The 23,542-nt window shown below is 65.9% G+C and carries 25 protein-coding genes; 9 read left to right on the plus strand and 16 right to left on the minus strand.

Going from position 1 to position 23,542, the window contains the following annotated elements; all coding sequences use genetic code 11:
- Positions 1–7: 7 nt before the first annotated feature.
- From Q0Q48_RS23810 to Q0Q48_RS23825, 4 genes are read right to left on the minus strand one after another with little or no spacing between them, the layout of a single operon-like run.
- Positions 8–1,168 carry an acyl-CoA dehydrogenase family protein gene (locus Q0Q48_RS23810; RefSeq protein ID WP_295143657.1) on the minus strand — a complete coding sequence of 387 codons (1,161 nt, stop codon included), beginning with the start codon at positions 1,166–1,168 and terminating at the stop codon, positions 8–10.
- Between the two features lie 9 nt (positions 1,169–1,177).
- Positions 1,178–2,338 carry an acyl-CoA dehydrogenase family protein gene (locus Q0Q48_RS23815; protein WP_295143660.1) on the minus strand — a complete coding sequence of 387 codons (1,161 nt, stop codon included), beginning with the start codon at positions 2,336–2,338 and terminating at the stop codon, positions 1,178–1,180.
- Between the two features lie 2 nt (positions 2,339–2,340).
- Complete coding sequence (locus Q0Q48_RS23820; protein ID WP_295143663.1) at positions 2,341–3,957, minus strand: carboxyl transferase domain-containing protein; 1,617 nt, start codon at positions 3,955–3,957, stop codon at positions 2,341–2,343.
- Positions 3,958–3,964: 7 nt separating this feature from the next.
- Positions 3,965–4,828 carry an SDR family oxidoreductase gene (locus Q0Q48_RS23825; protein ID WP_295143666.1) on the minus strand — a complete coding sequence of 288 codons (864 nt, stop codon included), beginning with the start codon at positions 4,826–4,828 and terminating at the stop codon, positions 3,965–3,967.
- A gap of 99 nt (positions 4,829–4,927) precedes the next feature.
- Here Q0Q48_RS23825 and Q0Q48_RS23830 point away from each other — a divergent pair, with 99 nt between their 5' ends.
- A complete protein-coding gene (locus Q0Q48_RS23830; protein ID WP_295143668.1) occupies positions 4,928–5,224 on the plus strand; it encodes an SCP2 sterol-binding domain-containing protein in 297 nt (98 codons plus the stop codon).
- A 93-nt stretch (positions 5,225–5,317) separates the two neighbouring features.
- On the opposite strand, the gene Q0Q48_RS23835 is transcribed toward Q0Q48_RS23830, so the two are convergent.
- A complete protein-coding gene (locus Q0Q48_RS23835) occupies positions 5,318–5,851 on the minus strand; it encodes an ABATE domain-containing protein (RefSeq protein ID WP_295143671.1) in 534 nt (177 codons plus the stop codon).
- A gap of 94 nt (positions 5,852–5,945) precedes the next feature.
- Between Q0Q48_RS23835 and Q0Q48_RS23840 the strand changes: the two genes are divergently transcribed.
- Positions 5,946–6,317, plus strand: a complete 372-nt coding sequence (locus Q0Q48_RS23840; RefSeq protein ID WP_295143674.1) for a VOC family protein — start codon at positions 5,946–5,948, stop codon at positions 6,315–6,317.
- A gap of 71 nt (positions 6,318–6,388) precedes the next feature.
- Positions 6,389–6,979 (plus strand): N-acetyltransferase, encoded by a 591-nt coding sequence (locus Q0Q48_RS23845; RefSeq protein ID WP_295143677.1) that lies wholly within the window; start codon positions 6,389–6,391, stop codon positions 6,977–6,979.
- Between the two features lie 4 nt (positions 6,980–6,983).
- Here the strand turns inward: Q0Q48_RS23845 and Q0Q48_RS23850 are convergent, their stop codons facing one another.
- The 7 genes from Q0Q48_RS23850 to Q0Q48_RS23880 all read right to left on the minus strand — a co-directional run bounded on the left by Q0Q48_RS23850 (position 6,984) and on the right by Q0Q48_RS23880 (position 14,253).
- Positions 6,984–7,763 (minus strand): ABC transporter ATP-binding protein, encoded by a 780-nt coding sequence (locus tag Q0Q48_RS23850; protein WP_295143680.1) that lies wholly within the window; start codon positions 7,761–7,763, stop codon positions 6,984–6,986.
- Positions 7,756–8,616: an ABC transporter permease gene (locus tag Q0Q48_RS23855; protein WP_295143683.1), complete on the minus strand. Its 861-nt coding sequence runs from the start codon at positions 8,614–8,616 to the stop codon at positions 7,756–7,758. The genes Q0Q48_RS23850 and Q0Q48_RS23855 overlap by 8 nt, the downstream gene beginning before the upstream one ends.
- A gap of 26 nt (positions 8,617–8,642) precedes the next feature.
- The gene (locus tag Q0Q48_RS23860) at positions 8,643–9,602 is read right to left on the minus strand and encodes an ABC transporter substrate-binding protein (RefSeq protein WP_295143686.1); all 960 of its coding nucleotides are present in this window, start codon (positions 9,600–9,602) and stop codon (positions 8,643–8,645) included.
- A gap of 84 nt (positions 9,603–9,686) precedes the next feature.
- Positions 9,687–11,285: a gamma-glutamyltransferase gene (gene ggt, locus Q0Q48_RS23865; RefSeq protein WP_295143688.1), complete on the minus strand. Its 1,599-nt coding sequence runs from the start codon at positions 11,283–11,285 to the stop codon at positions 9,687–9,689.
- Between the two features lie 13 nt (positions 11,286–11,298).
- Positions 11,299–11,907, minus strand: a complete 609-nt coding sequence (locus Q0Q48_RS23870; RefSeq protein ID WP_295143691.1) for a hypothetical protein — start codon at positions 11,905–11,907, stop codon at positions 11,299–11,301.
- 29 nt (positions 11,908–11,936) lie between these two features.
- Positions 11,937–13,661: a long-chain fatty acid--CoA ligase gene (locus tag Q0Q48_RS23875; protein WP_295143694.1), complete on the minus strand. Its 1,725-nt coding sequence runs from the start codon at positions 13,659–13,661 to the stop codon at positions 11,937–11,939.
- A 49-nt stretch (positions 13,662–13,710) separates the two neighbouring features.
- Positions 13,711–14,253 carry a GNAT family N-acetyltransferase gene (locus Q0Q48_RS23880; RefSeq protein ID WP_295143696.1) on the minus strand — a complete coding sequence of 181 codons (543 nt, stop codon included), beginning with the start codon at positions 14,251–14,253 and terminating at the stop codon, positions 13,711–13,713.
- A 276-nt stretch (positions 14,254–14,529) separates the two neighbouring features.
- On the opposite strand from Q0Q48_RS23880, the gene Q0Q48_RS23885 reads away from it, so the two are divergent.
- Complete coding sequence (locus tag Q0Q48_RS23885; RefSeq protein ID WP_295143699.1) at positions 14,530–15,321, plus strand: DUF2272 domain-containing protein; 792 nt, start codon at positions 14,530–14,532, stop codon at positions 15,319–15,321.
- A gap of 6 nt (positions 15,322–15,327) precedes the next feature.
- Here Q0Q48_RS23885 and Q0Q48_RS23890 read toward each other — a convergent pair whose 3' ends face one another.
- From Q0Q48_RS23890 to Q0Q48_RS23905, 4 genes are read right to left on the minus strand one after another with little or no spacing between them, the layout of a single operon-like run.
- Positions 15,328–16,932 carry a choline dehydrogenase gene (locus Q0Q48_RS23890; RefSeq protein ID WP_295143703.1) on the minus strand — a complete coding sequence of 535 codons (1,605 nt, stop codon included), beginning with the start codon at positions 16,930–16,932 and terminating at the stop codon, positions 15,328–15,330.
- 10 nt (positions 16,933–16,942) lie between these two features.
- Complete coding sequence (locus tag Q0Q48_RS23895) at positions 16,943–17,689, minus strand: DUF2272 domain-containing protein (protein ID WP_295143706.1); 747 nt, start codon at positions 17,687–17,689, stop codon at positions 16,943–16,945.
- Between the two features lie 20 nt (positions 17,690–17,709).
- Complete coding sequence (locus Q0Q48_RS23900; protein ID WP_295143708.1) at positions 17,710–18,423, minus strand: VOC family protein; 714 nt, start codon at positions 18,421–18,423, stop codon at positions 17,710–17,712.
- The gene (locus tag Q0Q48_RS23905) at positions 18,416–18,940 is read right to left on the minus strand and encodes a gamma carbonic anhydrase family protein (protein ID WP_295143710.1); all 525 of its coding nucleotides are present in this window, start codon (positions 18,938–18,940) and stop codon (positions 18,416–18,418) included. Before Q0Q48_RS23905 ends, Q0Q48_RS23900 begins: the two co-directional genes overlap by 8 nt.
- A gap of 166 nt (positions 18,941–19,106) precedes the next feature.
- On the opposite strand from Q0Q48_RS23905, the gene Q0Q48_RS23910 reads away from it, so the two are divergent.
- The 5 genes from Q0Q48_RS23910 to Q0Q48_RS23930 form a co-directional block, all read left to right on the plus strand.
- A complete protein-coding gene (locus Q0Q48_RS23910) occupies positions 19,107–19,550 on the plus strand; it encodes a MerR family DNA-binding transcriptional regulator (protein ID WP_295143713.1) in 444 nt (147 codons plus the stop codon).
- 25 nt (positions 19,551–19,575) lie between these two features.
- On the plus strand, positions 19,576–21,363 hold the full coding sequence (locus Q0Q48_RS23915) for an acyl-CoA dehydrogenase C-terminal domain-containing protein (RefSeq protein WP_295143716.1): 1,788 nt from the start codon (positions 19,576–19,578) through the stop codon (positions 21,361–21,363).
- 44 nt (positions 21,364–21,407) lie between these two features.
- Positions 21,408–22,277 carry a LysR substrate-binding domain-containing protein gene (locus Q0Q48_RS23920; protein WP_295143719.1) on the plus strand — a complete coding sequence of 290 codons (870 nt, stop codon included), beginning with the start codon at positions 21,408–21,410 and terminating at the stop codon, positions 22,275–22,277.
- Between the two features lie 69 nt (positions 22,278–22,346).
- Entirely contained in the window at positions 22,347–23,276 is a 930-nt protein-coding gene (locus Q0Q48_RS23925; protein ID WP_295143722.1) for an alpha/beta fold hydrolase, read from the plus strand.
- On the plus strand, positions 23,225–23,542 hold a 318-nt coding region (locus tag Q0Q48_RS23930; protein ID WP_295143725.1), incomplete at its 3' end, for an enoyl-CoA hydratase/isomerase family protein. The genes Q0Q48_RS23925 and Q0Q48_RS23930, both read left to right, overlap by 52 nt.

Consider the following 23,542-nt stretch of genomic DNA (forward strand, 5'->3'; position numbering starts at 1 on the left):
CCGGCGCTCAGCGGTTTTCGAGACGGGGCAGCGTGCCCATGTGCTTGGAGATGATCTGCAGCATCACCTCGTCGGCGCCGCCGCCGATCGAGGCGAGGCGCGAATCCCGGAAGGCGCGGGCGGTGGGTGATTCCCAGAGATAGCCCGCGCCGCCCCAGTATTGCAGGCAACTGTCGGTGACGAGGCGGACCATGCGGCCGGCCTTCAGCTTTGCCATCGAGGCCAGCATCGTGACGTCCGCCCCGTCGAGATACTCCTCGCAGGCGCGATAGCAGAGCGATCGCACCAGTTCGATCTCCGTGCGCAGCTCCGCAAGCTTGAAATGGATCACTTGGTTGTCGAGCAATGGGCGGCCGAACACCTTGCGCTCGCGGGTGTACTCGATCGTCTGGTCGATCAGCCGCTCCATGCCGACCACGGCGCTGATCGCGCCCCACAGCCGCTCCTCCTGGAACTGCTGCATCTGATAGACGAAGCCCATGCCCTCCTGGCCGATCAGGTTCCGGACCGGCACTTTCACCTCGTCGAGGAAGATCTGCGCGGTGTCGGAGGAGCGCATGCCGAGCTTGTCGAGCTGCTTCACGATCTGCACGCCCTTGGTCTTCATCGGCAGGCAGATCAACGACTTGTTCTTGTGCATCGGCCCTTCGCCGGTGCTTGCCAGCAGGCACATCCAGTCGGCCTGGGTGCCGTTGGTCGTCCACATCTTGCCGCCGTTGATCACCCAGTCGCCGCCTACCTTGCGGGCCGTCGTCTTGATCGAGGCGACGTCGGAGCCGGCGCCGACCTCGGATACGCCGAGGCAGGCCACGTAGTCGCCCGCGATAGACGGCGCGAGGAATTCGCGGCGCAACTCGTCGCTGCCATGGCGGGCCAGTGCCGGCGTCGCCATGTCGGTCTGAACGCCGATCGCCATCGGCACCGAGCCGCAATGGATGTGGCCCAGCTCCTCGGCCATCACCATGGCGTAGGAATAATCGAGCCCCATGCCGCCGTACTCTGCCGGCTTGTTGATTCCGAGCAGGCCGGCGGTCCCCAACTTCTTGAAGACCTCGTGCGCCGGGAAGATGCCGGCCTCTTCCCACTGGTCGACATGCGGATTGATGTCCCGCTCGATGATCGCCCGCAGGGTGCGGCGGATCTCGTCATGTTCCTGGGTGAACTGCATGGCAGGCTCCTAGCGATTGCCCAGCCGCGGGAGCGTGCCCATCAGCTTGGAGATGATCTGCAGCATGACCTCGTCGGCGCCGCCGCCGATCGAGCCGAGGCGGCCGTCGCGATAGCCGCGGGCCACCGGATTGTCCCAGAGATAGCCGGCGCCACCCCAGTATTGCAGGCAGGCGTCGGAAACTTCGCGGCGCAGGCGGCCGGCCTTCAGTTTGCCCATCGAGGCGAGCATCGTGACGTCCTTGCCGGCGAGATAGTCCTCGCAGGCGCGATAGACGATGGAGCGCAGCGCCTCGACCTCGCTCTTGAGCTCGGCCAGGCGGAAATGGATTACCTGGTTGTCGAGCAGCGGCTTGCCGAAGACCTTGCGTTCGCGCGTGTACTCGATGGTGGCATTGATGATTCGCTCGCAGGTGTTGAGCGATCCTGCGCCGGCCCACAGCCGCTCCTCCTGGAACTGCTGCATCTGATAGGTGAAGCCCATGCCCGGCTGGCCGATCGTGTAGCGAACCGGCACCTTCACCTCGTCAAAGAAGGTCTGCACCGTGTCCGAGGCACGCATGCCGAGCTTGTCGAGCTTCTTCACGATCTCGATGCCCTTGGTCTTCATGGGCACGACGATCAGCGACTTGTTCTTGTGGGCGGGCCCGTCATCCGTGCTCGCCAGCAGGCACATCCAGTCGGCCTGGGCGCCGTTGGTGGTCCACATTTTGCCGCCGTTGATCACCCAGTCGCCGCCGACGCGGCGGGCCGTCGTCCTGATCGAGGCGACGTCGGAACCGGCGCCGGTTTCCGAGACACCGAGACAGGCAACGTACTCACCGGTGATCGAGGGCGTGAGGTATTCACGGCGCAGCTCGTCGCTGCCGTAGCGCGCGAGGGCAGGCGTCGCCATCGAGATCTGGACGCCGGTAGCCATCGGGATCGAGCCGCCGTTCACCCATCCCAGCGATTCGGCGCAGACCATGGCGTAGGAGAAATCGAGGCCCGAGCCGCCGAATTCGACGGGCTTGTCGACCCCCAGCAAACCGGCATCTCCCATCTTCTTGAACAGCTCATGGGCTGGGAACTGGCCGTCCTTCTCCCACTGGTCGACGTACGGATTGATCTCGCGATCGATCAACGTCTTCCAGGTCTGGCGCAACGCTTCATGCTCGGGGGTGAACTTCATGGTTACATCCTCGCCACGCCGAAGGTGATGGGATTGAGAGGTCGCACGATTGATTCGCGCGCGATGGAAAGGGTGAACGCGAGGACTCGCCGGGTGTCGCGCGGGTCGATGATGCCGTCGTCCCACAGGTGTGCGGTGCCGTAGAGGGCGGTGGATTCACGTTCGAACTGGTCGACGATGCCCTTGAACATCCGGTCGATCTGCTCGTGCGGCGGCTCCTTGCCCTCGCGCAGGAACTTCTGCTCGGTCACGGTCTTCATGACGCCGGCGGCCTGCTCGCCGCCCATCACGGCGGTGCGGCTGTTGGGCCAGGCGAATATGAAGCGCGGATCGAAGGCGCGGCCGCACATGCCGTAGTTGCCGGCGCCGAAGCTGCCGCCGATCACGATGGTGATCTGCGGCACCGTCGCGTTGGCCACCGCCTGGATCATCTTGGAGCCGTGCTTGACGATGCCGCCGCGCTCGCTTTCGGTGCCGACCATGTAGCCGGTCGTGTTCTGCAGATAGACGATGGGCGTGCCCTGCTGGCAGCAGAGCTGGATGAACTGGGCGGCCTTGACGGCGCCCTTGGCGGTGATCGGTCCGTTGTTGCCGATCAGCGCCACCGGCTCGCCTTCGATGGCGGCCCAGCCGCAGATCGTCTGCTGGTCGAACAGCGCCTTGAATTCGAGGAAGTCCGACCCGTCGACGACGCGCGCGATCACCTCGCGCACATCGTAGGGATTCTTGTGCGACGGAGGCACGACACCGCACAGCTCCTCGATGTCATAGCGCGGCTCCTTGAACGGCCGCTCGGCGCGCGGCGGCAGCCGGTCATTCCAGTGCCACTTGGCGATCACGTCGCGTGCCATGCGGATGCCGTCGGCGTCGTTCTCGGCCATCCATTCGGCGACACCCGAGACGGTGGCGTGCATCTCCGCGCCGCCCAGCTCTTCGTCGGTCGCGATCTCGCCGGTCGCGGCCTTCAGGAGCGGCGGGCCGGCGAGGAAGACCTTGGCCTGGTTGCGCACCATGATGACGTAGTCGGAGAGGCCCGGCAGGTAAGCGCCCCCCGCGGTCGACGAGCCGTGCACGACGGTGACCTGCGGGATGCCGCGCGCCGACATGCGCGCCTGGTTGGCGAAGCCGCGGCCGCCGGGCACGAAGATCTCGGCCTGGTAGAGGAGGTTGGCGCCACCGGACTCGACCAGGTTCACGACCGGCAGCTTGTTCTCCATGACGATCTGCTGGACGCGCTGGCCCTTGCGCTGGCCGGAGGGCGCCACGGTGCCGCCCTTGATGGCAGAGTTCGAGGCCGTCACGACGCAGCGTACGCCCTCGACATAGCCGATGCCAGCGACCGAACCGCCGCCGGCGCTCGACCCGTCCTTGTCGTCGTGCATGCGGTAGCCGGCCAGAGGCATCAGCTCTAGGAAGGGCGCGCCGCGATCCAGCAGCAGCGCGATGCGCTCGCGCGGCATCAATTGCTTGCGCTTGGCGAAGCGCTCGCGCGATTTCTCGGAGGCCGCCTGGACACTCGCCTCGGCCTCCCGGAACTCGGCGATCGCGGCGAGCATGCGTTCGCAGTTTTTCTTGAACTCGTCGCTATTGCGATCGATCTGGCTCTCGAGAATCGGCATGTCGTCCTCAGCCGCCCAAGACCTTGGGCGTCGTGGCCAGATGGAAGCCGTCGAACGGCTTCGAGCGGTCGGTGGCCGGCAGCTCGACCGAGCGGTTGGCGAGTGGCACGCCGCCATCGATGCGGATCTCCGTGCCGGTGATGTACGCCGAGGCGTCGCTCAGCAGGAAGCAGACCGCAGCGGAAACTTCGCTCTCGGTGCCGAGACGGCCCAGCGGGCAGTGGCCCTTCAGCTTGGGGATCTGCTCCTTGAAGTCGCCAGTGTAGGTGTCCATGCCCGAGGAGGCGATCCAGCCCGGCGCCACCGAGTTCACGCGAACGCCGGCCGCCGCCCATTCGAAGGCCAAGGTCATGGTGAGGTTCGCCATGCCGGCGCGCGCGGCGCCGGTATGCACCATGTTGGGGAAACCGTTGCGGTAGTCCGCCGTCATGTTGACGATCGAGCCGCCGTGGTTCTGCATCGATTGCGTGAAGACCTCGCGGCTCACGATGAAGCCGCCCGTCAGGTTGTTGCGCACGACGACGTCGAAGCCCTTGGCGCTGAGCGCTGCCGCGGGCGAGGGGAACTGGCCGCCGGCATTGTTGAACAGGCCGTGGATGCGTCCGTTCTTCGCCACGATCGCGGTCACGGCGTCCTTGACCTGGGCTTCCTCGCGGATGTCGAAGACATGGGTTTCGCAACTGCCGCCCGCGGCCTCGATTTCGGCTCGCACCTTGTCGAGCTTGTCCTGTTTGCGGCCGGTGATGACGACATGGGCCCCGAGCGCCGCGATCTCGTGCGCCGTGCACCGCCCGATGCCGCTGCCGCCGCCGGTCACGACGACCGTCCGGCCCTCAAACAACCCCGGTTTGAAGACCGAGCGATAGGTCATGTTTCCTCCGATTGAACGACCGTTTACCGGCCTGTAGTTGACGTTTACGTAAAGGTCAAGTAATCCCCCAAGGCCATTGCCGATGGGAGGAATTCGCTCATGACCTTGCAGGAAATCACGGAGAAAATGAAGGAAGGCGCTTCCAAGAAGACGGCCTTCGGAAACAGCGTCAAGTTCGCCACGGATCAGGGCGTCGTCCACATCGACGGCAACCAGACCCCGCCGGCCGTCACCAACGACGATACGGCCGCCGACTGCACCATCAAGATGGACTTCAGCGATTTCGCCGACCTGATCGGCGGCAAGCTCGACGGCATGACCGCCTTCATGACCGGCAAGCTGAAGATCGAAGGCGACATGGGCGTCGCCATGAAGCTGCAGAGCATCCTGCGTTAAGGCGCATTCACATGCGCCGGTGGGCGGCAGCGCCTTCTGAGGCGCGGAAGCCCACGCGACAGTAACAAGGGCCCCGACGAAGGGGCCCTTTTTCTATGCCTGCCTGCTCTTGTGGTAGTGCCGCCTGGCCTTGGCGCGGTTGCCGCACGACGACATGGTGCACCAGCGGCGCTTGCCGGCCCTGCTCTCGTCGAGAAACAGATAGAGGCACTCGGGATTGGCGCAGCGCCGGACCTTGGCCAACTTGCCGCTCGCCAGCAGGTCCCCTGCCGACCATAGGACGGGAGCGAGCAGGGCCAGCGCCGTGCCCGATCTCATGTCGAGTTCCCAGTCGAACGCTTCCTTCCCGCGCTTCAGGACCATGCGCGCGGGCGCGGCGGCGAGGGCCGCGTTCAGCCCGTCGAAATCACGACTGGCAGGCGCCTTCCCCTGGGCCACGGCATCGAACAGCCGATGGATCGTCTCGCGCAGCTCGAGGGCGCGCTCGAATTCCCTCTGGGCAGGAACCTTCGGCGCCTTGGTCCAGGCCGCCAGATCCGCCGGCGCGTTCAGCGTCTCCGTGGGCGAATCCTGTCCGCGCCAGTAGCGCGTATTGGCGAACTCGAGGCAGAGGTCTGGGCGGTTCATCGACCGGACTTACTAACCGGTTGTTAGGTTGACAAGGAAAGCCTCCCGGAATAACCATGTGACCGGTTATATGGTTATATCGGAGGAAACTGCCATGTTCGACCATGTGTCCATCGGCGTCGCAGACATCGCTCGCACCCGGAGGTTCTACGACGCCGCGCTGGAGCCGCTCGGTTATGCGCGACTGAGCGACGGCGAGACCTCGCTGGGCTACGGCGAAAAGGAAGTCGGCTTGTGGATCGGCAAGGCGGCGAAGCCCGTGAAGCCCGATATGGAGTCCGGCCTGCACTTCTGCTTCGTTGCGAAGGACCGGAAGGCCGTCGACGCGTTCCATGCTGCGGCGCTCGAGAGCGGCGGCAGGGACAACGGCAAGCCCGGCCTTCGTTCGGACTACAGCCCGACCTATTATGCGGCCTTCGTGATCGACCCCGACGGCTACCGGATCGAGGCCTATTGCGGGAAGTGACCGCGGCGGCTTGCTATGATCGCTCCCGGTCCCAATGTTGAAGGGACCGGCAGCGATCCCGTGAGGCGAGGATGACGACGAAGACCGTTCGGAACGCCACATTGGCAGAAGAGGCGGCGGCCATCGCCACACTGACGCTGGCCTTCAGCACTGATCCGGCAACGCGCTGGACCTGGCCCAGGGCGCACGACTATCTCGATGCCTTTCCGCGCTTCGCGAAGGCGTTCGGCGGCGCGGGATTCACCAGGGGTGGCGCCCATATCGTCGGCGACCATGCCGGGACGGCGCTGTGGCTGCCGCCAGGTGTCGAACCGGATGGCGCAGCGCTCGGCGAGTTGATGCGCGCCACGGCGTCACCACAGTCCATGAGCGATGGATTGCAGGTAATGCGGCAGATGGAAAGCCATCACCCAAGCGAGCCGCATTGGTTCCTGCCATTGATCGGCATCGATCCGAAGCACCAGGGCAAGGGGCTCGGCGGCGCGCTGCTGGCTCATGTCACCGACATTTGCGATCGCGATAGCGTGCCGGCCTATCTCGAATCGTCCAATCCCAGAAATGTGCCGCTCTACCAGCGTCACGGTTTCGAGATCACGGGCGAGATCCAGTACGGCAGTTCCCCGACCATCGTGCCGATGCTGCGCAGGCCGCGGCGTCTCTGAAGGATCAGGCGGCCTTCTTGCCGTGATGGCTGTGCAGCTTGGTGCTCAGGACACGGCGGATCGCATTGAATTCCGGGCTGGCGACGTCGCGCGGGCGCGCCAGCTCGAGCGGATTGTCGCTCTCGATGCGGCCGGGGCCCGGCGTCATGACGACCACGCGGTTGGCCAGCAGGATGGCTTCCTCGACCGCGTGGGTCACGAACACGACCGTGAGCTTTGTGCGCTCCCAGATGTCCAGAAGCTCGTCCTGCAGCCGCTCCCGCGTCATGGCGTCGAGGGCGCCGAACGGCTCGTCCATCAACACGAGCTCGGCATCGTTGGCCAGCACCCGGGCGATCGCCACGCGCTGCTTCATGCCGCCGGAAAGCTGGTGGGGATAGGCGTTGGCGAACTTGGCGAGGCCGACGAGGTCGATGAATTTGTCGACGATCTGCTTCACCTCGGCGCCGCCGAGGCCGCGCGAAGCGGGTCCAAAGCCGATGTTGGCGCGCACGCTCAGCCACGGAAACAGCGCGTAGTCCTGGAAGACCATGCCGCGCGACGGATCGGGACCGGCTATCGGCTTGCCCCACATCAGCGCCTCGCCCGACGAGGGCTGGTCGAAGCCCGCCATGATGCGCAGCAGGGTGGACTTGCCGCAGCCCGAGGCGCCGATCAGGCAGATGAACTCGCCCTTGTTGATCGAGAGGTTGGCGTCGGAGAGGGCGTGGATCGTCTGGTCCTGCAGCCGGAAAACCTTGGAGACGCCCTTGATCTCGACGATGGGTGTCGGGGACTCAGCCATGATGGTTGGGACTCCAGCGCAGGAGGTAGTTGCCCAGCGCCACGACGACGCGGTCGGAGAGGTAGCCCGCAAGGCCGATCACGATCATCCCGCAGATCACCAGCTCGGTGCGCGACAGGGTGCGGCCGTCCATGATCACTGCGCCCAGCCCCTGCGGCACGCCGGTCATCTCGCCGACGACGATGACGAACCAGGCGAGGCCGAGGCCCAGCCGCAGGCCGGTGAAGATGGACGGCGTCGCGGCCGGCAGCACCACCTTGTAGAACTGGGCGTTGCCGCGGCAGCCTAGCATGGAGGCCGCCTCGAACAGCTTGGGATCGACCGAGCGGACGCCGAAGATCGTGTTGAGCAGGATCGGGTAGAAGGCGCCGAGGCAGACCAGGGCGAAGGCCGACTTGGCGCCCAGCCCGAATAGGATCATCGACAGGGGCAGCCAGGCCGTGACCGGGATTGGCCGCATCACCTGCAGGAAGGGGTCGAGCAGCATGCGCGCGGTCGGCACGCGGCCGATCAGGATGCCGATCGGCAGGGCGAAGATTGCGGCCAGCGCGAAGCCACCATAGACGCGGCTCATGGAGGCGAGCAGATGCGTGGTCAATGTCGCTGAGTAGGCGTCGTCGTAGATGCCGCCCACCGCGAAATCGACCATGTACTCCCCGACGGCGTAGGGCGTCGGGATGAGGCGCGTCCATTGCTGGGTGGTGGCCACCTGCCAGAAGGCGAGCAGGAGCACGGGCACGATCAGCGCCAGCACCGTGGGCTTGAAGCGTGCCCATGTCGAGCGCGTCGCCGCGCGCGGGAGGGCGGCGGCCGGAGCCGCCGCCGGAACCGATCCTGTGTCGGCGATCGCCATGATGCGCTCCGTCGCCCGTGCCTCGCCTAGCTGGCGATCTCGTTCGAGAACTTGGGATTGAGGAAGGTGTCGAACTTGGGCAGGGCGCGGATCTGCTTCAGCTCGAGCATGTGCTGGGCGTAGGTCCTAGCCTGGCCCTGCACCTTGTCGTCGAGCTTCCATACATATTCGACGTTGTCCGCACCGAGCGCCTGCTCGACCGCGGCGCGGTTGGCGCCGAGCTTCTGCACCGTCATTTCGACCACGGCCGGCTTGTTGGCCGCCATGAACTCCACGGCCTGGCGGTGGGTCTTCAGCATGGTGCGGATCATGTCCGGGTTCTTGGCAACCGTCTCTTCATTGGTGCCGATGATCATGTTGAGGCCACCCATGGCCGTGCCGTACGGGTACTCGACGAGTTGACCGACGCCGGACGTGATCGACAGGGCCGGGCCCGGCTCGGCGCCGACATAGGCGTCGATGTCGCCGCGCGCGAGCATCGCCGGCATCTCGCCGAACGGGACGCGGACCGAGGTGATGTCCTTGATGGTGAGCCCCTCCATGCGCATGCGCTCGAGGATGAAGACTTCCTGGGTGGAGCCCGGCCAGATGCCGACCTTCTTGCCCTTGAGGTCCTTGATCGTCTTCACGTCGGAGCCGGCCTTGGAGATCACGCCCATGCCCCGGTTCGACATCGCGCCCACCACGACAACCGGCTCGCCGGCGGCGGCGCCCAGGATGCCGGCGGCGATGCCGAAGGTGCCCATGTCGACGGACTTCGTGACCACGGCGTTCTTGCAGTCGGTCGGGCTGTCGAAGGTGATGATCTCGATCTTCAGGCCCGCAGGCGCGAACTTCTCGTAGAAGTGCGGCGGCATCGAATGGACGAGGCGCAGCGCGCCCATCTTGACCGTCTGTCCGGCTTGCGCCCGCAGGATGGACGGCGCGGCCAGTGTTCCCATGGCAGCGAAGCTGGCGCCGGCCAGCAGACGACGACGATTGATCATGAAATGCCTCCCAAGCAGTGCCCTTGGAAGGCAACAAGCGTGCCAAGTCGGCACGCTTGTCGGGGTGGCTGTAACAGGTGGTCCTTAGAATCCGACTGCCGCGCCGTCGCGGCGGCTCTCGGAGGCGCCGAGATAGGGGCCGCCGTCGGGGAAGCGCCAGATGATCTGGCTCGAGCCGAAATCGAAGCTCGGCATCTTGGTGCGCGTCAGGCGATGGCCGCGGCTCTCCAGGCCCTCAAGCGTGCCCTGCGGCATATGCTCTTCCGTCCAGATCGTGCCGTCGGTCTCGTGCACGCGCCAGCGCGGAGCGTCGATCGCGGCCTGTGGGTTCTGCCCGTAGTCGACCATGCGCGAGAAGACCTGCATGTGGCCCTGCGGCTGCATCGCGCCGCCCATCAGGCCGAAGGTCGCCACGGGCTTGCCGTCCTTGGTGATGAAGGCGGGGATGATCGTGTGGAACGGCCGCTTGTTCGGGCCGACCTCGTTGGGATGGCCCTTGGTCGTGACGAAGCCGGTGCCGCGATTCTGCAACGCAATGCCCGTTCCCGGCACCACGATGCCGGAGCCGAAGCCGGTGTAGTTGGACTGGATCAGCGACACCATCATGCCCGAGGCATCGGCGGTGCCGAGATAGATCGTGCCGCCGTCCTTGGGCGTGCCCGGTCCGAAATCCTTGGCCTTCTTCGGGTCGATCAGCTTCGCCCGGCTCTTCAGGTAGCCCTTGTCGAGCATCTGGGCCGGCGTGACTTCCATGAAGCGCGGGTCGGCGACGTAGCGGTAGATGTCGGCGAAGGCGAGCTTCATCGCCTCGATGCGCAGATGCGCCACCTCGGGCCCGTCGCAGTCGAGGCCAGCCAGCTCGAAGTTCTCGAGGATTCCAAGCGCCATGCAGGCCGCGATGCCCTGGCCCGACGGCGGGATCTCGTGCAGCGTCGTGCCGCGATAGGCGAGGCCGATCGGGTCGACCCAGTCGGGCTTGTGGGCCGCGAGGTCTTCCTTGCGCAGCGCGCCGCCATTCTCGCGGGCGTACTTGTCCATCATGTCGGCCAGTTCGCCGCGATAGAAGGCCTCGCCCTTGCTCTCGGCGATCTTTGTGAGTGTCTTCGCCTGGTCGGGGAACTTCCAGAGTTCGCCGGGCTGCGGTGCGCGTCCGTTCGGGAGGAAGGCCTTGACCCAGCTCTCCTGTCCCTTGAGCCGGTCGATCGCCCGGTGCCACTGATGCGCGACCATGTAGGAGACGCGGAATCCGTCATGGGCGTATTTGATCGCCGGTTCGAACAGGTCGGCGAAGGGCAGCTTGCCGTAGCGCCCGTGCAGTTCCATCCAGAGCGACACGGCGCCCGGGGTCGTCACGCAGCCCCAGCCGACATTGGGCATCTTGTCGAGGCCGGCGTACTTGTCCGGTGTCATCAGCGCGGGCGAATGGCCGTGGGCGTTCAGCCCCACCAGCTGCTTGCCGTCCCACAGGATGCAGAAGGCGTCGGCGCCGATGCCGTTCATGGTCGGCTCGACCACCGTGATGGCTGCGGCGCTCGCGATGGCCGCGTCGACCGCGTTACCGCCTTTGGCCAGCATGCGCAGGCCGGCGGTGGAGGCAAGTTGCTGGGATGAGGCGACGACGTTCTCGGCGAAGACCGGCAGCTTCTTGGTGGAGTAGGGGAAGTCGTACGTGAAAGACGGCACCTCGGAATCCTTTCTACTTCTTCGAAGCCTGGACGGCCTCGACGCGCGCCACGAAGCGTGGCGTCTCCAGGAACTGGCGATGATCGGCGGCGCTCTTGCCGAACAGGCGGGAGAGATCGAACACGCCGGAGCCCGCGATCTCGCCCATCCGCCCGGAGAGCGTCACGCGCTCGCCAAGCCGCAGGGTTTTTAGCGCCGCGACGGCCGCTTCGGAAAGACCCGGCGGCGGGGCTGCACGGGATCGTGTGGAGAAAAAGTCGGTGACGGTGCCGGCGAATGCCAGCGCCCAGTCGTTGAATGCGTAGAGCGAAACCTGCCGGCCGATGTCGAACGTGACGGCCACCGTTTGGGCATTGCCCTCGATTTTCGTGAGCGTGCCGCACCAGTCGCTGAACGCCCCGACCTTCGCTGCGAGTGCAACGCTCTGGCGGGCCGCCTCCTCGACCCGCAGCGGGTTGTTGGAGGCCAGCGCCGGCTTGGCGAGTTCCTGCAGCCCGTCGAGGAACGCCTTCTGCGTCGGATTGCGCTCGTGGCAGGGCCGGTCGAAGCAGCCCGCGAGTAGGAGGCTACTGCCTCCGAGCAAAACGGAGCGGCGAAAGGCGAAGGGAGACGTCGATAGCATTGCCCCTTCACCTTACCTCAATATGAGGCTCAAGCCGCCTTCGACTGCGCCTTGGCCCGCTCTTCCTCCTTGAGTTCCTTCTTGGAGAGCTTGCCGACCGGGGTCTTGGGCAGTTCGGGGCGGATCTCGAGGGCGACCGGCATCTCGTGCTTGCCGATCTTGCCGTCGAGATGTTTCTTCAGCTCCTCGAAGGTGAGCGAGGCGCCTGGCTTCAGCTTGACGAACACCTTGGGCGCTTCCTGGCGATAGGGATCGGGAATGCCGATCACGATCACCTCGTCGACCGCCGGATGCTCGTAGACGGCCTCCTCGATCATGCGCGGGTAGACATTGTAGCCCGAGGAGATGATGAGATCCTTCGAGCGGTCGACCAGGTAGAGCCAGCCGTCGGCATCCATGTAGCCCATGTCACCGGTGCGCAGGCCCATCCAGTTGCTCGACGGATGGCGGAACAGGACCTTCTCGGTCTCCTCCGGCTTCTTCCAGTAGCCCTTCATGACCTGCGGGCCGATGATGCAGACCTCGCCGACATGCTCCTTGCCGGCCGGCAGCACCTTGTCGCCGTTCTCCATGTCGCGGATTTCGATCACGGTGCCGGGCATCGGCACGCCGCATGAGCCGACGCGGCGCACGCTCTTGTCGACCGGGCAGATCGCGCCGGTCGGCGAGGTCTCGGTGAGCCCGTAACCCTCGATCAGGGTGGCACCGGTCAGCTTCTCGAAGCTCTGCTGCACTTCGACGGGCAGCGGCGCGCCGCCCGACATGCAGATCTTGAGCGAACTGAGATCGAGGCCCTGCGCCTTGGGATGCTTGTTGATCGCGGTGTAGAGCGTCGGCACCCCCGGCAGGAAGGTCGGCTTTTTCTTCGCCAGATCGCTCACGATCATGTCGATGTCGGGCCGCGGATAAAGGATCAGCTGGTTGCCGTTGCGCACCGCGCCCAGCATGATTCCCGACAGGGCGTAGATGTGGAACAGCGGCAGCACGCACACGACCTTCTCGGTGCCGGGCGTCGTGTAGGGCGTCGTCCAGGCCTGTCCCTGGCTCATCGCCGCCATCACGCAACCGTGCGTCAGCATCGCCGCCTTCGGCAGCCCCGTCGTGCCGCCGGTATATTGCAGGATCGCCACCTCGTCCCAGAGATCGTCGCTGGCCGGCTTGTAGGCGAGGTACTTGCCGTCGTTCGCCAGCAGGTCCTTGAACGACATGTGCCAGTCGTCGCGCGGCCAGGCCGACAGTTCCTTCTTCTTGACGATTGGATAGAGCCAGTTCTTGGGCCACGGCAGATAGTCGGCGATCGAGCCGACGATCAGCTTCTTGAGCCGCGTCTTGCCGCGCATCGCGGCCATCTTCGGATAGAGCGCGGCGACGTCCAGCGTCACCAGGATGTCGGTCTCCGAATCGCCGATCTTGAACTCCAGTTCGCGCGCGGCATCGAGCGGGGAATAGTTCACCACGCGCCCGCCGGCCTTCAGCACGCCGAAGAAGGCGATAATGTAGTGCGGCGTGTTGGGCAGATAGAGGCCGACATTGACGCCGGGCTTGACGCCCAGCTTCTGGAAGCCGGCGGCGGCCCGGTCCGAGGCCTCCTTGTAGTCACGGAAGGTCATCACCTTGTCGAGGAAGTCGGTGAAGGGCCGGTCGCCGTATCGGGCGCAGCTTTCCTCGAAGCTCTGATGGATCGTCAAATTGGGGACGTCTAGTTCCCACCTCACGCCCGGCGGATAGCTCTTTTCCCACGCGTAGTTCGACATTTATGAAGTTCCTCCCTGCATCGACTATGCGAGGCCGGAAGCGGGAGGGTCAAGAAGTCGACGGGACCAGATACTCGTACTCGTAGACCGTGCGGAACCCCTGCGCCGCATAGAGCGGCATCGCCGCCGCATTGGTCGCCACCACCTGCAGGTAGGCGAAGCGCGCGCCCCGGGCCCATGCCCAGGCGTAGAGGCTTTCGGTAACGCGCCGTGCCAGCCCCTGGCGCCGCGCTTCGGGCATCACCAGGACATCGAACAGGCCCATGTGATCGTCTTCGACCGCGCCGATCGCCATGGCCAGGGGACGGCCTTCGTGCTGCACGAAGGCAAAGCCGGCGGGCTGGGTAATGGACAGAAGCATCCGCTGCATGGTCTCGCGATGGTCGGGTTTCACCGGGCTGTGCGCCGCAAACGCCTCGATCCATTCGGTGGAAGGACTCGGACGGATTTCGACGGCGGGATCGGCCTGGAAGCCGTCATGCAGCGGACAGCGCTGAAGCAGGCTGCGCTCGATAGGCTCGTAGCCCCGGGCCTTGAGCCGCTCTGCCATGCCGAAGGGGGCGAGCGGCGTCAGACGCCAGACGGGTCGCATCGCACGCTGATGGAAGGGTGCCTCCACTGCTTCAATGTCAGTTGAAGCAACGGGACTTACTGCATTGATAGAATTTGCTCTTTTCGTGTAGCCGCCCGAGAATCGCAGGTGCCATCCCTGAACGTCCTGGTTCTCCAAGGCCGGCCAGCCGCGAAAGGCGAGCCGTTCCAGGCGGCGGACTTCATCTAAATTCTTAGGAGATGACATGGTGCGCGGCCTCTGCTAGTCTAAAGACTAATAATAACATCAAGTTATTTTAAAAACTGTAAGTTACGCATGAAGTCTGACCCCCTCGATGTCGGCTCTCGCGTTTGCTGGCAGCCTTCCGGTTGTTCCTTTTGTTTCCCGACCGGTCAAAGGCTGCCAGCAATCCTTTCGCTCGTTCTGCTCCTGGCGCTTGCCCTGGCGGGCTGCGGGGGCGGCGGAACCGGCGCCGACGACCGCCCGCCCAGCGACAAGGTCGCCTACACGGCCTGGAAGGAGTGGAGTCGATTCGGCCGCGCTACGGTCGTGTATGGCGGTCAGGCCAACGGCTATACCAACCGCTACGGCATGACCGAGCGCAGCGAGCCTCTCTCGAGCAGGGTCGGAGAATACTGGGGTGCCTGCGGGCGGCCCCAGTGGAACGGCACTTCAGACAAACCATGGTCGGGTGCCTTCGTCACCTGGGTGATGGCCCAGTCGGGCTACAGCGCATCGCAGTTCCCGCGCGATGGCCGACACGGGAGCTATCTGGCCTCCCTGTACGATCGCCAGCGCGCCTCGCGCAGCGCCCCCTTCGTTCTGCACGCGCCGAGCGAATATTCGCCAAAGCCCGGCGACCTCGTCTGCTCGGGGACGGCCGGCCCGACGTGGCGCTATGCCGACCCGAAAACCGCCCACCGGCGCATCGACAACACGGCCGCCCATTGCGACATCGTCACCGAGGTGCGCGGTGGCTACGTCCACGCGATCGGCGGCAATGTGAAGGACAGCGTGGCGATGAGCCTCTTCCCCGTCGACTCGCGCGGCCGCCTGATGAACGTGTCGGGCCGGCCCTGGCTGCTCGTCGTCGAAAAGCGCGGTTGAGCCGGCCTAGTTGGTCATCCCCGCCGCGTGCATGATCGCCGCGGTGCGCTCGGCGAGCATGATGGTGGGGGCATTGGTGTTGCCGCCGATCAGGGTCGGCATGACCGACGCATCGACCACGCGCAGCCCCTCGACGCCGTGCACCAGCAACTTGTCGTCGACCACCGCCATCGGATCGCTGGCCGGGCCCATCTTGCAGGTGCCGACCGGGTGATAGATCGTCTCGCACTTTGCGCGGATCCACTGCTCGATCTCGGCGTCGGTCTTAACCGCCGCTCCCGGGCCGAGCTCGTCCGCACGGTAGGGATCGAGGCCCGACTGGGCGAGGATGTCGCGGCCCATCTTCACGCCGGCGATCAGCGTCTCGAGGTCCTGGCGCTCGCTGAGGTAGTTCGCGTCGATCAGCGGATGTTCCTTGGGATCCTTGCTGCGCAGCCGGATCGTGCCCTTGCTCTCGGGCCGAAGCGCACAGACATGCAGGCTGTAGCCGTCCTTGTTCAGGCGGGTGCGGCCATGGTCGATCACCAGCACCGGCAGGAAATGGAGCTGGATGTCGGGTGCCGAGAGGCCCGGCCGTGTCCGCAGGAATCCGCCGGATTCGGCGATCGGCGAGGTGCCCGGACCCTTCTTGTTCACGACATACTGGAAGAGCGACGCCAGCTTGTTCGCCCGGTCGTAGGTGTCGCGGGTCTTGCAGAACTGGAGCAGCGACGCATCGAGATGGTCCTGCAGGTTGCCGCCGACGCCGGGCAGGTCGTGAATCGGCCGGATGCCGATCGACTTCAGGTGATCCGCCGGGCCGATGCCGGACAGCATCATGAGCTGCGGTGAGTTGACGGCGCCGCCGCACAGGATGACCTCGCGCGTGACGCGCGCGACCTCGTCGCGGCCGTTCAGCGTGTAGCGCACGCCCATGGCGCGGTTCTCGTCGAAGATGATGCGCTCGGTGAGCGCGCCGGTGATGACCTCGAGATGGGCACCGCTGTTGGCCACGGCCGGACGCAGATAGGCGCTCGCCGCGCTCCAGCGCTCCTTGTTCTTCTGCGTCACCTGGTAGAAGCCGACACCTTCCTGCTCAGCCCCGTTGAAGTCCTTGTTGCGCTTGTGGCCGGCCTGCTCGGCGGCCTTGAGGAAGGCCTCGTTCAGGCGGCTCGGATCGACCTGATCGGCGACGTTCAGCGGACCGCCGGTTCCGTGGAAGGCGTCGGCGCCGCGCTCGTTGTTCTCCGCCTTCTTGAAGTAGGGGAGCACGTCCTCGTAGGACCAGCCCTCGTTGCCGAGCTGGCGCCAGTGATCGTAGTCGGACGCGTGGCCGCGGACGTAGAGCATCGCGTTGATCGACGAGGAGCCGCCCAGCGTCTTGCCGCGCGGCCAGTACATGCGCCGATCGTTGCAATGCTTCTGCGGCGTCGTCTCGTAGTGCCAGTTGTAGGGATTCTTCTCGCCCAGCGAAGCGAAACCGGCGGGCATCTTCAGCATGAACGACTTGTCGGGACCCCCGGCCTCGAGGACCAGGATGCGCAGCTTGGGCCGTTCCCAGGCGAGTCGCGCGGCGAGCGCGCAACCGGCCGAGCCGGCACCGACGATGATGTAATCGTAGAGCGAAGACATAGTCCTTCCTTCAGGGCAGCCGGTTTTCGATGACCGCGAAGACGGGTCGGCCGGATAAGGGCGATAAAATACCGTTCGCGTCCAGTGGAAAGACGCTGCGGGTAACGGAGTCGCTTACATTGCCGCCGATCGCGGAGAGGTGGCCTGGCTGGACGTCGACCACGATGTCGCAATGTCCTGCCCCTCGATTCAGGTTTTGCAGCGTCGTACCGCTCCCTTCGCGCGACGCGCAGACCAGGTCGCCAACCCTGGGCGCATAGGCAAAGGTCTCGTGTGGAATGAACGCCGCACCGGGCCGCTTCGCGCGTTCGACGATGCGTTCGACGTAGATCGTGTGGCGCTGGTCCGGACAGAAGAGGTCACGCGGCACGCCGGCGCTCTCGATGTCCCAGGAGATGAAAGCCGCCGACCAGGGTACGTCGTTCAGCCCACTGAGATTGTTGCCGACGGAAGCCCAGTAGTCGGCGATGCGCTGCGGTGCCTCACGCTCCTTGATGCCGAGTTGTTCCGTGCGCGGCGGTGCGTCCTTCGAGTAGGTGATGACCTGCTTGCCGTAGCGACCCCATTCGCCGACCGCCAGCAGCACCATCGAGGTTCTGGCGCTCGACGACGGGGGAGGGGCCTCGGGCTTCCAGGACGATGCGCGACAGGGACCGAGCGGCGGCAGGTCCTTCGCCTGCACGACCGGCTTGCCCGTCGGCGGCGTCGTGCAGGCGGCGGCGAGGACGAGAAGCAGGATCGCGAGAAGGGGGCGCATACGGAGTTGCCTCGTTCTCCCTACCAGCGGCCCACGCCGCCGATCAGGATCGTCGGCACGCCTCCGGTGCCGTTCTTCACGGTGCAGATCTGACTGCCGGGCCGTCGCCCGTCGCGCGGTTCCGAGACGTCCAGGCCGGCAGCCTTCAGGCGGGCATGAGCGGCCGCGATGTCGGGCACCCGCCAGGACAGTCCCCAGAGATGGTCGGGTTCGTCCGACACGCCCTTCTTCAGGTCGTGGGCGATCTCGACCACCAGGTCGCCGCAGCGGAAGAACAGCAGTCGGGCGCCCCACTTGGGATTGCTGCGGTCGAGGCGCAGGTCGAGGCCGAGCCGGCCGGCGTAGAAGGCGATGGCGCGTTCGGGGTTGGGTGTGCGCACGACGACATGGTCGAGGCTGGAGACGGCCGACGCGGCATCGGCCGTGAAGAGCGAAGGCGCTTCGTCGGCTTTCGCAACGACTCCGATCGCGACGCTATGGCCGAGGAAGGCGAGCCCTCCGTCCGTTCTGGTCGCCGGGACCGCACGCCGCTCGAGGAGCGTCGCCGCCTTGTCGATGTCCGACGTCGCGAACACCATGGATCGCAGGCCCGATGATTCGGCCTCGAAACGCACCCCGACGTTTTCGGTGCGCAGGTGCCCATCGATCGCACGCCGCCCCAGCAACGTCTCGTACACGGCCGGCGAACCGCCGACGACGAGATGATCGAGTGCCGCGAGCATGGCGTCAGCCAATGCGCTTCAGGTTCGCCTTGTAGTTCTGGCCGCGCTTCACGTAGCTCTCCGCGCTCATTGCCAGCCGCGAGGCGTTCTCCTCGCTCAACTCGCGCACGACCTTGGCCGGCGAGCCGAGGATCATCGAGCGGTCAGGGAAGGTCTTGCCCTCGGTCACGACCGAGCCGGCGCCGACCAGGCAGTCCTTGCCGATCACCGAACGGTTGAGCACCACCGACTGGATGCCGATCAGCGAGCCGTCGCCGATGGTGCAACCGTGCAGCATCACCTGGTGGCCGACCGTCACGTTGCGGCCGATCGTGAGCGGCGCGCCGGGATCGGTATGCAGGACGCTCAGCTCCTGGACGTTGCTGTCGTCGCCGATAACGATCGGCTCGTTGTCGCCGCGCAGCACGGCGCCGAACCAGATGTTCACCCGTTCGCCCAGGATCACCGACCCGATGATGGTGACACCCTCCGCGATGTAGCAGGAGGCCGGGATCACCGGCACGCGGTCGTTCAGCTGGTAGATCGGCATCTGGGGTCCTTCTGCGAACGCACTTGATGAGGGAGGCCGTTCGGCATGCCAGCTTGCCTCCGCTAGTTCAATAGGAGCGAGCCGGTCTCGGCGGCCCTTACGTAACTGCAGCCTTACGTAAAGGAGATTTGACGTTTACGTAAACGTCAACTAAATGATCTCCATCATGTCAGTCGCCGCCATTTCCTCGGTCAAGACGCCGACGCCGCGAGACGCGCAGCGCATCTACAGCATCGCCGAACTATCGCGCGAATTTGCGATCACGCCGCGCACCATCCGCTTCTATGAAGACGAGGGGCTGATCAAGCCACGACGGCACGGCACGACCCGTCTCTACACCGTCGGCGATCGCACGCGGCTGAGCTGGATCCTGCGCGGCAAGCGGCTGGGCTTTTCGTTGGCGGAGATCCGCGAGCTGCTCGACCTCTACCAGGTCGACCGCACCGGCATGCAGCAGCTGCGCGAACTGCAGCGCCGCTGCCAGCTCCACATTGCCGATCTGGAGCGCAAGCGCGCCGATCTCGACCAGCACATCGGCGAGTTCAGGGAAGTCGAGGCACAAGTCAGCGCCGAACTGAAGCAGCGCGGCATCGATCCGGAAAAAACCTAGGCAAGTCGCAGACAGGGAGAAGGCCATGGCCGTCTACAAGGCCCCGATCAAGGACATCCAGTTCGTTCTGAACGAAGTCATCGACGTCTCGAAGCTCGCCAAGCTGCCGGGCTACGAGGACGCAACCCCCGACACGATCCACGCCATCGTCGAGGAAGCCGCCAAGCTCTGCGAGAACGTGCTGTTCCCGCTGAACCGCACCGGCGACGAGGAAGGCTGCCACTACGAGAACGGCGTCGTGCGCACGCCCAAGGGCTTCAAGGAAGCCTACAGGCAGTTCGCCGAGGGCGGCTGGACGGGCATCACCTGCGATCCTGAGTTCGGTGGGCAGGGGCTTCCGGCGACGGTGGGCTTTGCGCTGCAGGAAATGTTCACTGCCTCGAACCAGGCCTTCGCGATGTACCCGGGCCTCAGCCACGGCGCCTACGAGGCGCTGTCGCGCCATGGCTCGGACGAGCTGAAGCAGCGCTACCTGCCGAAGCTGGCGGACGGCACCTGGTCGGGCACGATGTGCCTCACCGAGCCCCATTGCGGCACCGACCTCGGCATGCTGCGCACCAAGGCCGAGCCGCAGGCCGACGGCAGCTACAGCATCACCGGTACCAAGATCTTCATCTCGGCCGGCGAGCACGACCTCACCGAGAACATTATTCATCTGGTGCTGGCGCGCCTGCCAGATGCGCCGGGCGGTACCAAAGGCATTTCGCTCTTCATCGTGCCGAAGTTCCTGCCCAAGGCCGACGGATCGGTCGGCGAGCGCAACGGCATTCGCTGCGGCGCCCTCGAGCACAAGATGGGCATCAAGGCCAACGCGACCTGCGTGATGAACCTCGACGGCGCCACCGGCTGGCTGGTCGGCGAGGCCAACAAGGGCATGACGGCGATGTTCGTCATGATGAACGCCGCGCGGCTCGGCGTAGGCATGCAGGGGCTCGGCATCGCCGAGACGGCCTACCAGAGTGCCGTCGCCTATGCGCGCGACCGGCTGCAGGGCCGCTCGCTGACCGGCCCGAAGAACGCCAACGGTCCGGCCGATCCCATCATCGTGCATCCCGACGTACGCCGCATGCTGATGATCCAGAAGTCGTTCACCGAGGGCGCCCGCGCGCTCTCGCTGTGGGTCGGCATGCTGATCGACGAGGCCCATTCGCATCCCGACGCGGCGACGCGCGAAGCGGCCGACGATCTCATCCAGATGCTGACGCCGATCATCAAGGCCTACTTCACCGACATGGGCAGCGAGTGCGCCAACCTGGCGGTGCAGACCTATGGCGGCCACGGCTTCATCCGCGAGAACGGAGTCGAGCAGCTCGTCCGCGACGCGCGCATCACCCAGCTCTACGAGGGCACCAACGGCATCCAGGCGCTCGACCTGGTCGGCCGCAAGCTGCCGATGAAAGGCGGCCGCGCGGCGCAGCGCCTGCTCGGCGAAATCGGCGGCTTCATCGCCCAGCACAAGGCCGACGAGAAGATGAAGGAATTCGTCGAGCCGCTCGAGAAGGCGATGGGCCGCGTGCAGGACTCGGCGCTCTTCCTGATGCAGAACGCGATGAAGAACCCGGACGAGGCCGGCGGCGCCGCCACCGACCTGCTGCGCCTGATGGCGCTGACGGCGATGGCCTATATGTGGAACCGCATCGTCGTCGCCGCCCACAAGGGGCTGGCGGCCGGCAACGACAACGGCTTCTACGAGGCCAAGATCGCGACCGCGCGATTCTTCATGGCCCGCGTGCTGCCGCAGACCGTGTCGCTCAACCATCAGATCAAGGCCGGCGCCTCGACCCTGATGGCCCTGCCCGCCGACGCGTTCTGACCGACGAAGCGACCTCGACCCTGACGACGCGAGACCTTCTCGCGTTGCAGGCGTTCGAGCTCGCTGCGCGCGGAGGCTCGTTCAAGGCTGCCGCCGAACAGCTCCACATTACCGCCTCGGCGGTCAGCCACCGCATCGCCGGCCTCGAGCGCAAGCTCGGTGCCCGGCTGTTCGAGCGCGGGCCCCGCGGCGTCGTGCTCGCGCCGGCGGGCCGGCTTCTTGCCAGCACCACCGGCCGCGCCTTTGGCGATCTGTCGCGCGCGCTCGCCCGCCAGGGCGGCGGCTCGCAGCGCCTGCGCGTCTCGGCCGTGCCGATCTTCGCTTCCCACTGGTTGCTGCCACGCCTCGGCCAGTTCCTTGCCGCCCATCCCGGCATCGAGCTGCAGGTCGAGGCGAGCCCGCGCATGGCCGACATGGAGGCGGGCCTCGTCGACGTCGCGCTGCGCTACGGCGACGGCGACTGGCCCGACGTGGCTGCCGAAAAGATTGTGGAGCTCAGCGCCGTGCCGGTTGCCGCGCCCGAGCTGGTGCGGCGGCTCGGGTTGCGCACGCCGACCGATCTTCTGCGTGCGCCCTTGATCCGCGTCGCACCGTTCGGCACCTCGTGGGTCGAATGGGCCGAGGGCGTCGGCCTCGATCCAGCGGGCTTCGCGGAGCGCCGCGGCGGCATCAAGGGCGTGCAGGTCGACGGCATGGGGGCGGCCCTGCGAGCAGCCGCGCACGGGCTCGGCGTCGCGCTGGTGTTCGATCCGCTGATCGAGAGCGAGATCGCCTCGGGCGCGCTTGTACGCGTCGGGCCATCGCTGCCGGCGCGCGGCCAGATCTGGTTCGTTTGCCGCCCGCGCGAGCGCAGCCTGCCCGCCGTCCGGGCGCTCAGGCGCTGGATGCGGGGTGAGGTCGCCACGATGCGCTGAACGACATTCAACCCGGCGACCCACAAAAGCGTTTGCCCCGGAACCCGCACGGCGCGCGATATGGACGGCATGGTCGACCTCACGCTCGCCGCGCGCGACGGTGTCAAACTCGCAGCCACCTTCTTCGAGCCCACCACCTCCAACGGTATCGCCGTGCTGATAAACAGCGGCACTGGAATCCCGCGCCAGTTCTACGGCGCGCTGGGCAAGCATCTCAGTGCCCGCGGCATTGCCGTGCTGACCTACGATTATCGCGGCATCGGCCAGTCGGAGAAACCGGCCGACGCCAGGATGGAGCAGTGGGGCATGGTCGACCAGGCCTCGATGATCGATCATCTCGCGGTTCTGGCTCCCGGCGCCGCGCGGGCCGTTGTCGGCCATTCGTTCGGCGGACAGGTGCTGGGTCTGGCCGATAATATCGGGCAGGTCTCCGCCGCCGTACTCGTGTGCAGCCAGAGCGGTCACTGGCGTCACTGGCCGGCAGGGCGGGCCCGGCTTCGCATGCTTGCCTTGTGGTGGCTGCTCATTCCCGGTCTCACCGCGGTGACGGGGCGATTTCCGGGGGCGTGGGTCGGCACCGCCGACCTGCCAAAAAGTGTGGCGCGGAGCTGGGCCCGGTGGGGCCGCTCCCGCCACTATGTCTGCGACGCGCACGGCCGGCCGCTGCGACCCTACAATGAGGCGGTCTCGTTTCCGATCCGCTGGATGAGCTTCAGCGACGATCCCATTGCGCCATTGTCGGCGGTCGAGGCACTGCGTTCCTACTATTCGAACGCTGCCGTGGACCGCATGCACCTCACGCCGCCGGATCTCGGCCTCGAGGCGGTCGGTCATTTCGGCTTCTTCCGCAAGTCGATGCCGCGCGGTCCCTGGGATGAACTCGCCTGTTGGCTGGAACGGGAAATGCGGCAGACTGACCGCAATCTAAAGCTGGAGGAATCGACCGAATGTCCGCACCGCACGTTCTCGCCGAAGTCAAAGACGGCATCGGCTGGATGACGCTCAACCGGCCGGAGTCGCTGAACGCGCTCTCGATGGAGATGCGCGACCTGCTGATCGAGCACAGCGCGAAGTTCGAGAAGGACCCGGCGGTGCGCTGCGTGGTGATCCGCGGCGCCGGCACGCACTTCATGGCGGGCGGCGACATCCGCGGCTTCCACAAGTCGCTGACCGAGGACAAGGAGGCCCATCTCGCGGGCTTCGAGATGCGGGTCGTGAAGGCGCACCAGGCGATCTACCAGATCCGCCGCATGAACAAGCCGGTG

Source organism: uncultured Reyranella sp. (assembly GCF_945957355.1).
Classification (GTDB): Bacteria; Pseudomonadota; Alphaproteobacteria; order Reyranellales; family Reyranellaceae; genus Reyranella.